The organism is Acinetobacter beijerinckii CIP 110307, assembly GCF_000369005.1.
In the GTDB taxonomy this organism is placed as follows: domain Bacteria; phylum Pseudomonadota; class Gammaproteobacteria; order Pseudomonadales; family Moraxellaceae; genus Acinetobacter; species Acinetobacter beijerinckii.
In genome coordinates this window covers 509,277-522,013 of the sequence record NZ_KB849766.1, presented here as the reverse complement: position 1 = coordinate 522,013, position 12,737 = coordinate 509,277, and the positions used below count along the sequence as shown (strand labels likewise).

At 37.4% G+C, this 12,737-nt stretch carries 12 protein-coding genes; 8 read left to right on the top strand and 4 right to left on the bottom strand.

The window, feature by feature from the left end; genetic code table 11:
* Positions 1-4 precede the first annotated feature (4 nt).
* Complete coding sequence (gene dapF / locus F933_RS15670; protein ID WP_005062796.1) at positions 5-859, top strand: diaminopimelate epimerase; 855 nt, start codon at positions 5-7, stop codon at positions 857-859.
* Positions 860-925: 66 nt separating this feature from the next.
* On the top strand, positions 926-1,474 hold the full coding sequence (locus F933_RS15665; RefSeq protein ID WP_005062793.1) for a hypothetical protein: 549 nt from the start codon (positions 926-928) through the stop codon (positions 1,472-1,474).
* A 51-nt stretch (positions 1,475-1,525) separates the two neighbouring features.
* Here F933_RS15665 and F933_RS15660 read toward each other — a convergent pair whose 3' ends face one another.
* A complete protein-coding gene (locus F933_RS15660; RefSeq protein WP_005062792.1) occupies positions 1,526-2,152 on the bottom strand; it encodes a LysE family translocator in 627 nt (208 codons plus the stop codon).
* A 156-nt stretch (positions 2,153-2,308) separates the two neighbouring features.
* On the opposite strand from F933_RS15660, the gene xerA reads away from it, so the two are divergent.
* From xerA to F933_RS15635, 5 genes are all read left to right on the top strand, one after another.
* Positions 2,309-3,202: a site-specific tyrosine recombinase/integron integrase gene (gene xerA, locus F933_RS15655; RefSeq protein ID WP_167539102.1), complete on the top strand. Its 894-nt coding sequence runs from the start codon at positions 2,309-2,311 to the stop codon at positions 3,200-3,202.
* Positions 3,192-3,770 (top strand): HD domain-containing protein, encoded by a 579-nt coding sequence (locus tag F933_RS15650; RefSeq protein WP_005062789.1) that lies wholly within the window; start codon positions 3,192-3,194, stop codon positions 3,768-3,770. The genes xerA and F933_RS15650 overlap by 11 nt, the downstream gene beginning before the upstream one ends.
* A gap of 470 nt (positions 3,771-4,240) precedes the next feature.
* On the top strand, positions 4,241-4,990 hold the full coding sequence (locus F933_RS15645) for an electron transfer flavoprotein subunit beta/FixA family protein (protein ID WP_005055047.1): 750 nt from the start codon (positions 4,241-4,243) through the stop codon (positions 4,988-4,990).
* Between the two features lie 17 nt (positions 4,991-5,007).
* Positions 5,008-5,943, top strand: coding sequence for an FAD-binding protein (locus tag F933_RS15640; RefSeq protein WP_005062785.1), 936 nt, complete (start codon positions 5,008-5,010; stop codon positions 5,941-5,943).
* A 179-nt stretch (positions 5,944-6,122) separates the two neighbouring features.
* A complete protein-coding gene (locus tag F933_RS15635) occupies positions 6,123-6,782 on the top strand; it encodes a hypothetical protein (protein ID WP_005062783.1) in 660 nt (219 codons plus the stop codon).
* A gap of 141 nt (positions 6,783-6,923) precedes the next feature.
* Here F933_RS15635 and F933_RS15630 read toward each other — a convergent pair whose 3' ends face one another.
* The gene (locus F933_RS15630; protein ID WP_005062780.1) at positions 6,924-7,517 is read right to left on the bottom strand and encodes a hypothetical protein; all 594 of its coding nucleotides are present in this window, start codon (positions 7,515-7,517) and stop codon (positions 6,924-6,926) included.
* Between the two features lie 223 nt (positions 7,518-7,740).
* On the opposite strand from F933_RS15630, the gene gyrA reads away from it, so the two are divergent.
* Positions 7,741-10,470, top strand: coding sequence for a DNA gyrase subunit A (gyrA, locus tag F933_RS15625; RefSeq protein ID WP_005062778.1), 2,730 nt, complete (start codon positions 7,741-7,743; stop codon positions 10,468-10,470).
* 26 nt (positions 10,471-10,496) lie between these two features.
* Here gyrA and F933_RS15620 read toward each other — a convergent pair whose 3' ends face one another.
* Together F933_RS15620 and F933_RS15615 are read right to left on the bottom strand one after the other, a co-directional pair.
* Positions 10,497-11,609, bottom strand: a complete 1,113-nt coding sequence (locus F933_RS15620; protein ID WP_005062776.1) for an ABC transporter permease — start codon at positions 11,607-11,609, stop codon at positions 10,497-10,499.
* On the bottom strand, positions 11,606-12,736 hold the full coding sequence (locus tag F933_RS15615) for an ABC transporter permease (RefSeq protein WP_005062773.1): 1,131 nt from the start codon (positions 12,734-12,736) through the stop codon (positions 11,606-11,608). The genes F933_RS15620 and F933_RS15615 overlap by 4 nt, the downstream gene beginning before the upstream one ends.
* Between the last annotated feature and the right edge of the window lies 1 nt (position 12,737).

The window sequence follows — 12,737 nt, the reverse complement described above, 5'->3', positions numbered from 1 at the left end:
TGGCATGTATTTAGAATTTACCAAAATGCATGGTTTGGGCAATGATTTTATGGTTGTAGACCTGATTACCCAACGCGCTTATTTAGATACGGTAACTATTCAACGTTTAGCAGACCGTCATTTTGGCGTGGGTTTTGATCAATTGTTGATTGTTGAGCCACCTGATTTTCCAGATGTTGATTTTAAATATCGTATTTTTAACGCAGATGGTTCAGAAGTCGAGCAGTGCGGTAATGGTGTACGCTGTTTTGCTCGTTTCGTACATGAGCGTCAACTAACGACCAAAACTAAAATTCGTGTACAAACTAAAGCAGGTATTGTAGAGCCAGAATTAGGTGCAAATGGTTGGGTACGTGTCAACATGGGTCCACCAAAATTTCTTCCTGAAGAAATCCCATTTGTTACTCAGGAACACGAAGATGCTGAAGGCTTATATGAACTTGAGCTTGCAGATAATAAAAGCATCAATATCGATGTGGTGAACATGGGCAACCCTCATGCTGTAACTATCGTCCCTGATGTTTTAACGGCTGATGTCGCTGGAATGGGTCCTCAAGTTGAGTCACATGTCCGTTTCCCTGCGCGTGTAAATGCTGGATTTATGCAAATTATTGATGAAAAACATATTCGTTTACGTGTGTTTGAGCGTGGTGTCGGTGAAACGTTGGCTTGTGGTACTGGCGCGTGTGCAGCAGCAGTCAGTGGTATGCGCCGTGGTTTACTTGCGAATGAAGTTGAAGTGCAATTAGCTGGTGGTAAGTTACATATTGCTTGGCGTGAAGGTGATGTGGTGTGGATGACTGGTCCAACCACGCATGTTTATGATGCCCGTTTGGATTTACGATATTTCCAAGGCTAGAAAAAATATGTTAATACTAGCTAAACTTATTGAGTTGGTATTAACATAGTTTAGTTGAGTAGGGATATGAAATTAAAAAATATTAGATTTTTCTTGAGCTTGTCTATTGTATGTTTAAGCTTAGATATTAACGCTCAGGAAGTAATTTATAAGAATGTAAAAATTAACTTCTCAGAAGAATGGAAAACTCAAGAAAATGCGCAAAAACAGTTTATGGCATTTTCACCCAACAAGGATGTTCTAATTCTTTCTTTGGTTTACCCACCAAATATTGATGAGGGGCAAAAAACACTGATTGCTGCTCAAGATTCAATTGATAAGTTGGAACAAATAATACCTAATGTTCAAGTAGTTGAAAAAGAAAAACAAATTAGATCATCTAAAGGAATGCCACTCCAGTTTACTCAGTATAGTTATCAAATGAAAGATGAGACAAGATTTCTAATTGGGGCAACAATTGCAACTAATGCGGGCATAGCTTTAATAACGTTTGATGGTAAAGGGGATACTAATCAAAGTCTTCTAAAATTTAAAAAAATTATGGACCATTTTGAGTTTACTAAACCTCAAAATGGTTTTTTATTTACTGAAAAAGAGATCAATAAAGAGCACTAAAATATTCTTTCGAATTGAGTTTTTGAACTCAAAAATACAGAATACAGGAAGTTAAATATTTCCAAGAACTTTTTTGCTCAATGCCAATTTTAGTGCAAATAAAATAAAAATACTGCCTGTAATTCGATCCATATATTGAATAAATTTGGGTTTCTTTAAAAATTTAGATATTGATTGCATTGCTGTAATTAAAAAGATTGACCATATAAATCCAATCACGACATGGATCATTACAAGTCCCATGGTCCAAATGACTGGAGATGAAGACTGCGGGATAAATTGTGGCAAAAAGGAAATATAAAAAATTCCGACTTTGGGGTTGAGTAAATTTCCCCAGAAACCTTTCATAAACCAATTATGAGTAGCTGCAATATCATCGATATTGGCGAGTTGAGTACGTGGTTTTAAAATAAGATTAAGTCCTAACCATGTCAGGTAGATTGCTCCCATCCACTTCAAGGCAATAAAGGCGAAATCTGAAGCCATCAATAAGGCACCTAAACCACATGCCACAATGACTCCCCAAGCAATACAACCTAGATTAATACCTAGTGCTGCTTGTAATGCCTTTGTTTTGCCTTCAATCGTTGCCGTACGAATAATTAATGTTGTATCTAAACCTGGCGTAATTGTTAGGATTGTGATTGCAAAAAGATAGGGGATAAGCATTGTTGACATTTTTATATCATCACTTAAAACTTGAAATCTATTGTATTACACTGCTGTATATACTTCGATATTTGTTTAGCCATCAATCGAGTTGAAATTTGCTAAACTTTAGATATTTTTACAACACTGGAGAGTATGTTGGAAAGCCCTGAAAAACTGCTATCCATGTGGTTAAAAGAACGCATCATTCAAAATCAGTCTAAGCATACGATTTCAGCTTATCAACGTGATCTCACAGATTTCTTTCATTTCTGCGAGCTTAAGCAGTTACAATTACAGGATGTTGAAGCTTCAGATTTAAGAGAATATTTGGCAGCTCGCGTTGAAAAGAATCAACTCAGTTCAAGTAGCTTGCAACGTCATTTAACCGCTATACGTCAATTTATGAAGTGGGCAGAACAAGGTCAATATCTACAACAAAATCCATCTGAAGATTTTAGGTTAAAACGACAACCACGACCTTTACCAGGGATGGTGGATATTGAAACAGTGCATCAAATATTAGATCAACCAGCTCCAGAAAAACCTTTAGAACAACAATTATGGTTACGTGATAAGGCGATGCTTGAATTATTGTATTCAAGTGGTCTACGTTTGGCTGAATTGCAAGGATTGACCATTAAAGATATAGATTTTAATCGACAATTATTACGTATTACAGGTAAAGGAAATAAAACCAGAATAGTTCCTTTTGGGCAGCAAGCCAAACAAAGTTTAATCGAATGGCTTAAAATTTATCGAATATGGCAAGGCAATTTGAGTGCCGATTTTGCGGTATTCATTTCACAAAAAGGTGGCGTCTTAACACCTCGACAAATTGAAAATCGTGTCAAACTACAAGCACAAAGAGCGGGGGTAAATGTTGATTTACATCCACATTTATTGAGACATTGTTTTGCAAGTCATATGCTTTCAGCAAGTGGTGATTTACGCTCTGTACAAGAAATGCTTGGGCATAGTAATTTATCTACTACCCAAATCTATACCCATGTCGATTTTGATCAACTCGCAAAAGTCTATGATCAAGCTCACCCAAGAGCACAAAAGAATGAACACTGAAAAACATCCACAATTATTAGATCAAATTGCATTTAAACGATGTTGTGACTTAATAGATGAGATTTTGCAAGATTATCGAGTAGTTATAAATCGAAGTTATCAAGGTTATTCCAATCATTGTAAACGTGTTGCTGCATGTTGTCTGATTTTAAGTGCAGATCGCAGTTATGAAACATTGCATAAAATTGCTATTGCTGTCGCCTTTCATGATATTGGCATATGGACTGCGAACACCATAGATTATATCAAGCCTTCGGTTGAGCAAATGCGACAATACCTTGCATCAAATGAGTTGTTAATGTGGGAAAAAGAAATCACATTAATGATTACAGAGCATCACAAAATGACTAAGGTTGAATACTCTGAAGATCAATTAGTTGAAAACTTTCGGCGGGCTGATTATGCAGATTTTACATTGGGGTTCGTCCGATCAAATATTCTACTGGATGAATTTCGCAAACTGACAAGAGCTTTTCCAAATAAAGGCTTTCATAAGACCTTAATTTATTTGGGAATAAAACGCCTAGTGCAAAAGCCTTGGAGTCCACTACCAATGTTTAAGTGGTAGCAAGAATGAATGATAGTGTTCTAACTTAACTTTGAGCGATACATTATGTTTCAAAATTGGCTGATTAATAAGCAGCTATATGCATGCTTTTCAGTTAGAGAATGTTTATTTCGTGTTCTTACTTTTTTGCCAAATTTTATTAAAATGAAAAATGTGTCAAACCATGAGTTAAATGCATCAATTAACGATTTACCTTTTAAATGAATCACGCGTTTTTTAGATCATTGAATTTATTAAAATATTAAATAAATCAAAGCATAATAATTTCAGTTTAATTGTTTTGAATAGCATTGATTAAACATAATTTTCAATTAATGAACTGAGCGTTTCATCTTTTTTATGAGTTGAATGGAAATTGTGACTTGACCGAAATGCCAAATACATTGCAAGATAGGACACCTAAAAAGTTTCGATCGAAGAGATAGAATACTCTTCACTACATTTACTTGCTTAGAACAGCCGAGGATTACATGAAGGCTCTTGTCGCTGTAAAACGTGTGGTTGATGCCAACGTTAAAGTTCGTGTTAAGCCGGACAATAGTGGGGTTGACCTTACCAACGTTAAGATGTCAATTAACCCATTCTGTGAAATCGCAGTGGAAGAAGCGGTTCGCTTAAAAGAAAAAGGAACGATTTCAGAAATCGTTGTTGTTTCAGTGGGTTCTAAAGACGCGCAAGAACAAATTCGTTCTGCAATGGCTTTAGGTGCTGATCGTGGTATTTTAGTAGAAACTGCTGACGAAGTTGGCGCTTTAGAAGTTGCTAAAATTCTAAAAGGCGTTGTTGATGCTGAAAAACCAGAACTTATTCTTCTTGGTAAACAAGCAATTGATGACGACTCTAACCAAGTAGGTCAAATGCTTGGCGCTTTACTTGGTGCTGGTCAAGGTACTTTTGCATCTGAAGTTAAAGTTGACGGCGGTAAAGTACAAGTTACTCGTGAAGTTGACGGTGGTTTGCAAACTGTTGAACTTGGTCTTCCAGCAATCATCACAACTGACTTACGTTTGAATGAGCCACGTTATGCTGCTCTTCCAAACATCATGAAAGCGCGTAAAAAACCGCTTGATACTAAGTCTCCTGCTGATTATGGCGTTGCAACTGGTACTAAACTTAAAACAATTAAAGTTGAAGCACCTGCTGAACGTAAAGCTGGCGTACAAGTGAAATCTGTAGATGAGCTTGTAGAAAAATTGAAAAACGAAGCGAAAGTGATCTAATACAGAAGGATACAATCATGAGTATTTTAGTTATCGCTGATCACAACAACCAGACACTTAACGGTGCAACTTTAAACGTTGTTGCGGCAGCTCAAAAAATCGGTGGTGATATTACTGTACTAGTTGCTGGTTCAGGCGCTCAAGCAGTTGCTGACGCTGCTGCTAAAGTTGCTGGTGTAAGCAAAGTATTGCTTGCTGACAACGCTGCTTATGCAAACCAATTAGCTGAAAACGTTGCTGGTTTAGTCGCTGATATCGCGAAAGGCGGATACAAATACGTTTTAGCTGCATCTACAACGACTGGTAAGAACATTCTTCCACGTGTTGCTGCACTTCTTGACGTAAGCATGATTTCAGACATCATTGCTGTAGAGTCTGCAAATACTTTCAAGCGTCCTATCTATGCAGGTAACGCAATCGCAACTGTTCAATCTGACGAAGCAATTATCGTTGGTACAGTTCGCGGTACAGCATTTGATGCGGTTGCTGCTGAAGGCGGTTCTGCTGCTGTTGAAGCTGTAGCTGAAGCGAAAGATGCTGGTATTTCTAAGTTTGTAAACGAAGAAATCGTGAAGCTTGATCGTCCAGAGTTAACTGCTGCACGTATCGTTGTTTCTGGTGGTCGTGGTGTTGGTTCTGGTGAGAATTACCACAAAGTACTTGACCCATTAGCTGACAAGCTTGGTGCTGCACAAGGTGCTTCACGTGCTGCGGTTGATGCTGGTTTCGTACCAAATGACTTCCAAGTGGGTCAAACAGGTAAAATCGTTGCGCCTGATCTTTACTTGGCAATCGGTATCTCTGGTGCGATTCAGCACTTAGCAGGTATGAAAGACTCTAAAGTTATTGTTGCAATCAACAAAGACGAAGAAGCACCAATCAACAGCGTTGCTGACTACTGGTTAGTTGGTGATTTGAATACTGTTGTACCAGAGTTGGTATCTAAACTTTAATTCTTTGAATTAAGTTGAAAAAACGCTCCGAAAGGGGCGTTTTTTATTGAAACGAAAATTTAATACAACTAAATTTCTAATAATATTAATTACTACCAAAAGTGTACTTGTGAGTACACTTTTGCTAAAATAACAAATGTACTGTCTTTGATCCGATTTGGATAGGTTATCTCCCGTCAATGAAATTTAATTTTCGCTTTAATTTTCGCTTTAATTTTGTAGCGCTAGTTTTGCTCGTCCTTTTATTTGGTATTTTATTATTAGCGATTACACAAACTCATTTATTATCAAATTGGAATGTTCATCTAATAGAGGATATTCAGGCACTTATATTGCTGCTCTGTGTTCCATTTACTTGGTTTTACATGAAGCTTAAGGCGCTGTCGGAACAAAAAAAATGGTTTTGGCTTTGGGCAATTGCATGGTGGGCGATGTTCTTTGGACGTAGTATCAGTTGGGGGCGTGATTTCTTTCCCGAAGTTCCACATTTGTATTTCCGTATCATCTCTATCTTTGTGATTGCGCCTGTTATCTTCATGTTGTTTTCTGCTCAGTTACGTACGGAGATTAAATATAAGCTTCAGTCTGTAACGTTTCCTTTTTGGTATTTGTTTATTGCAATCCTATCTTTATTTTTCGCAGACAGTATTGAACACCATCGTTTTATAGATACATGGCTAATGAGCGAGGGAAGTAACGTTGATCTGATTGAAGAATTATATGAATTTCCATTTATCTTGGCGTTATTTTTATCCGCTTTATACTTTATGAAATTGGATAAATTACCTAAAGAGGAACGGTCAGAGACATTTTTAGATTTAAAATTATTTCAGAAGTAAAATATACCTTTATTACTAGGATGAAGTTTCATTCCATCAAGCGATTACTTATGTGCATTGAGGTCAAATTAATAGCATGCTCTTTGAGCAAACAACAAAGTCCTTGGAGCTAGACTTAATTTTCTCTCAAAGAGAATATGCCTATTTATATCGCTGATTAGGATAACAAAAGGATATAAGGACTAGACCATGTGTTAATTGCATGATTAATAATTGATATTTGTAATAAGGGGATGAGATTTCACATTTCCAAGCAGGAAATCTGATACTCCAATCATTATTCATAAATGTAAGATTGTCAGTCAGTTTCCATGAAACATATTGAATACCGTATTTAAATATTTCTTCTAGGTTTTCAGACGATTCCAATGTGTGTAAAGTGCTGGTGAGTTGTTCGGAAATATAGCTTTGGATTTTTTCGGATGGAAAAATTTCAAGATTCCAGTGAATATTATCTTTATGTAAAGAAATGGCACCTTCAATGTATGGGGTGTAATGTATGGTGTTACTAAAATAATTTAGCTGATGAGGTATAAGAGTTTGTTTTAAAATTTCAATATCAATTTTTCTGTGTTTGTTTTTTATAGGATAAATTGATTGAGAAAATACATTTGAAAATGGGGCATTACATAGCATGCGACCAATTCCGAATAAAATATTGCGATTTTCGTCATTATAGTATTTGAACATACGTTTTGAGACATGGTAACGATATTCTTGATTTGATTTTGACATATTTTTTACAGTAAATTTTTGCTTAATGATTTTATTTAAATTCTATATAAATAAAGAAAATACGACAATCTATTTGTATCAAAAGACTCCCTGTTGAATAGCCATTTATGCTATAATTTTTTGCTATATTTTTTATTTTTAGTTCAAGTTTCTGAGCTAAAGACTTGCAAGATTGAATACATAAAAACAGGTGGAAATATCTACTTGTAAACAAGGAGTATGCATGAGCGTATCGGAAATCAGACCGATTGCCATTGAGGACGAACTCAAGCATTCATATTTAGATTACGCGATGAGCGTAATTGTATCTCGTGCATTACCAGATGTGAGAGACGGTCTAAAACCTGTTCACCGTCGTGTGTTGTTTGCAATGCATGAATTGGGTAATGATTATAACAAAGCGTACAAAAAGTCTGCTCGTGTTGTCGGGGATGTGATCGGTAAATATCACCCTCATGGTGACAGTGCAGTATACGAAACAATTGTTCGTATGGCTCAAGACTTTAGTTTGCGCTACATGTTGGTGGATGGTCAGGGTAACTTTGGTTCTGTTGATGGGGATAGCGCAGCAGCAATGCGTTATACCGAAGTCCGTATGCAAAAGTTAACCCATGAGATTTTGGCTGACTTAGAAAAAGATACGGTTGACTGGGAAGACAACTACGACGGTTCAGAACGTATTCCACAAGTAATGCCAACGCGTATTCCCAATCTTTTGATTAATGGTACAACTGGTATTGCAGTAGGTATGGCGACCAATATGGCGCCACACAATATGACTGAAGTCGTTAATGCGTGTTTGGCTTATGCAAATAACCCAAACATTACTGTCGAAGGTTTAATGGAACATGTGACTGGTCCAGATTTTCCTACAGGCGGTATTATCTACGGTAAAGCTGGTATTGTTGATGCATACCGTACAGGCAAAGGACGTTTGCATATTCGTGGTAAGTATCACTTTGAAGAAGACCCAAAAAATGGTCGTACTACGATCGTTTTTACCGAGATTCCTTATCAAGTCAATAAAGCAAGAACGATTGAGCGTATTGCTGAACTGGTAAAAGAAAAGAAATTAGAAGGTATTTCTGAGTTACGTGATGAATCTGATAAAGATGGTATGCGTATTGCCATAGATTTAAAACGTGGTGAAAACGCAGAAGTTATCGTCAATAATCTGTTCTTACATACTCAACTTCAAAACTCGTTCAGTATTAACATGGTTTGCCTAGATAATGGACAACCTAAGTTAATGAACTTGAAAGATATTATTGCGGCATTTATTCGTCACCGCCAAGAGGTTGTGACTCGCCGTACCATGTACGAGCTACGCAAAGCGCGTGAACGTGGTCATATCTTAGAAGGTTTAACAGTTGCTTTAGCTAATATTGATGCCATTATTGAAACGATTAAAACCTCTGCAAACCCAGCTGAAGCGCGTGAGCGTTTACAAGCAGGTGAGTGGGCAGGTGGTGGTGTCGTTGCTTTATTAGAGAAGGCTGGTGCAATATCAGTTCGCCCAGATGAGATTGAAGGCGAAGATCCTACACGTCCATTTGGTTTGTCAGGTGAAATTTATCGCCTCTCACCAACGCAAGTATCTGCAATTCTTGAGTTACGTTTACATCGTTTAACAGGTTTAGAACAAGACAAATTACACGCTGAATATACTGAGATTTTAGGTCAAATTGCTGAATTAACAGCGATTCTAAATGACTTTAATTTATTGATGAATGTGATTCGTGAAGAACTTGCTTTGATCTTGCATCAATACGGTGATGGGCGTCGTACTGAAATTGTTGAATCTGGTGTGGATTTCTGTCGTGAAGATTTGATCCCAGAAGAGCAAGTCGTATTGACTGTTTCTCAAACGGGTTATGCAAAAACCCAACCACTTTCTGACTATCAAGCTCAGCGTCGCGGTGGTCGTGGTAAGTCGGCAACCTCGATGAAAGATGATGATATTATTCAGCATTTAATCGTAGCTTCGAACCATGCAACCGTATTATGTTTTACAGATGTCGGTAAGGTCTATCGTTTACGTGTATTTGAAGTGCCACAAGCTTCTCGCGGTGCAAAAGGTCGTCCAATCATTAATTTACTTCCATTGGATGCCAATGAAAAAGTAACTGCGATCTTACCGTTGACAGAATTCCTTGAAAACCACTATGTATTTATGGCGACTGCTTCAGGTACAGTGAAACGTGTAGAGTTATCTCAGTTCAGTAATATTCGTGCGAATGGTTTACGTGCAATTGAGTTGAATGAAGAAGATACACTGATTGGCGTTGCAATTACTGATGGCAATCAACAAATCATGTTGTTCTCGAATGAAGGGAAAGCAATTCGTTTTGCTGAAACCGATGTTCGTGCCATGGGACGTACTGCTAAAGGCGTGCGTGGAATGCGCGTAAGTTTAGCAAGTGCTAGCGTAGACGTTGAAGAATCTGAAATTGAAAATGACGAAAGTGATGACAATGATGATTCATCTGACTCAAATGTAATCAGTCGTATCGTATCACTTGTGGTTGTGCCTGAAACGGGCGAAGTGCTTTGTGCAAGTGCGAATGGTTATGGTAAACGTACACCTGTCGATGATTTCCCTACTAAGAAACGTGGTGGTAAGGGTGTTATTGCGATCAAGATGAGTGAGCGTAATGGTGAACTCGTTGGTGCTGTATCGATCGATGAAACCAAAGAGCTCATGTTGATTTCTGATGGTGGTACTTTAGTACGTACTCGTGCTGCCGAAGTTGCTACAACAGGTCGTAATGCGCAAGGTGTTCGTCTAATTCGCTTAAGTGATGCAGAAATACTTGTTGGTGTTGTTTCGATTGATGCTGTAGAAGATGACGAAGAGTTAGATGCTATAGACGAAGTGACGAACACTGAAACTGAAACAACCGTTTCTGAAGAAGTTGCTATTGAACCTAAAGAAGATAATCCTGAAGCATAATTGCTTTAAGATCGTAAAAAAGGAAGCTAATCAGCTTCCTTTTTTATTGGTTTCATCATGACAAGGCGATAGTAAGAACATGCTAATAAAATTGAGCCAAGCGTCGCTAAATAAATTAATTTTGGGATAACAATCGAGATAGGTACGCCCATTTGATTCAGTTGTACAAACATTTGAACGCCATGCGTTGAGGGAAGAATCCATGCCAACCATTGTATCCATTCAGGCATAGCTGCATGAGCCCATGCTGTACCAGTCAATAAAAATAAAGGCACTGAGGTCACAACAATTAGATGCCCAACTCGTTCGGGCATATCAACCAGCGAACCTACCAACATCGCTAAGCCAATAATACAGCTTACATAAATTGGAACAGCAAGCAACATTCCCCAAAAATTGCCTCCGTGAGGGTAATCATATAACCAGAAAGTGAAACCAAATAAATAAAGGCAACCCAAACAGCCGATTGTTAATATCGCTGTGAAAATAGCCCAAAATTCAGCGGGCTTTGCAATCCATCCCTTTTCTCGATAGCTTGCAATCAACATAGCAAGTCCAAGCAAAAGTGTTTGATGAATGATTAAGCTAGAAACCGCTGGAAAAATATAACTTCCATAACCTGATAACGTATTAAACAGTGGAATTTGATGAATAGAAATCTCAGGATGAAATTGAGTAACCTGACCAAATTTCTCTAAATACTCTTGTAAGGTATATTCAATTGAACCCGCTAAACCAAGCCCCACTTCTTTGGTTCGAATAAAATAAGCAGTACTTAAATAAAGTCCAATCCCTCCCATTTCACCATGTTTTAAGCTATTGGTCAGATTTTCAGGTAACAGTAAAATACCTTCAGCCTTTTGGTTTTTAACCAATTGTTCTGCTTCTAAAAAATTGTCTGTAACTGTAGTAATCCGAATATGTGGACTGTTTGAGGCTTGGCTAATAATTTTAGAAGTTAAGATGCTTTGTTCTTTATCTACGATAACAATTGGAATATCTTCCGCAGATTGAGCTTTATAAGCTGTCGGATAGAAGAAACTATATAAAAAAACTGCGGCAATCAACGTCGTAAATACGGAACTATTTGCGACGATATTCTTAAAAGTTTGTAAGTAATAAGCTAAAAATGTTTTCATGAGCTAAGCTCCAAAGTATTCTTTTTTAAAAGATGAATACTTAAAGCGAAATAAAGCCCCGAAAAAATAATTAGAATACCTAAAGGTACTAGAGATACCAATATATCGCTTCCAATGACCCATTGTTCAGTCTGCAATTTCGCATAAGGTGTATAAGGAATGATCATTGACCAAAATTGGGTAAATGCAGGGGCATTATTTAAGGGAAGGGTAATGCCTGAAAAACTTGGTGATGAGCCACCATACAGTGCAATAAATCCGAAAGTTTTTGGTAAATCCTTAGTCGCGAGAACCACGGTGCTGCTAATAACAGCATAAGAAAAGTAAAGTAAGAATTGTGCGACTAGAATGAGACTCAATGACCCTGCGATAAAGTAGCCTCGAATGTGCGCTAACCAAAACATCCAAGCCCATGTCCAAGCGCAAAAGATGAAGACATAAACTAATATTTTACCCAATAAACTAGTAGCAATATGTTTTGTACTGACCCATTGGTTTAGCGTATTCCTTTTAAATTCTTGCCCAATCGCAAATGCCACACAACAGCACAGTAATAGATGTAATACTGCTGGAACCATAAATGGCTCAAGGAATAATTCATAACTCATATTCGGGTTATAGAGTGTAGAAATCTTGATGTGTGGCGTTGGGATATCTAGATAGGGGATAACGTTTGAAAAATAACTATCTCCCAAGTAATCCGACATACCATTTAAAGTACTGATCAGCATGGCAGATGAAATTGTATTACCAATACTAAAAAAGGATTGATTATAGGCAATACTAATTTGCGCATCTTGTGCTCTAACCAGTCGTTGTTCAGCTCCTTCAGGAATCAATACAAAACCCCAAGCATCTGTTTTATTAATCAGTTGTTCAGCTTCATCTTGACTAGTGGTAATGGTTTTTATGTTTAAAGTATGATTAATGCTGAGAGCATGAATCACTTTGCGGCTCATTTCGCTTTGGTCTTGGTCGATCACTACAATGGGCAAATGTTCAGCTTTTCCCGATGAAAACATACTTCCAAAGAGAAGAATCACAAGTAATGGTGCAATGATTGCCATAAAAAAATCGGCTTTATGGCGCTTTAAATAACGCCATTCTCGAAGCATCACTGCAAACATA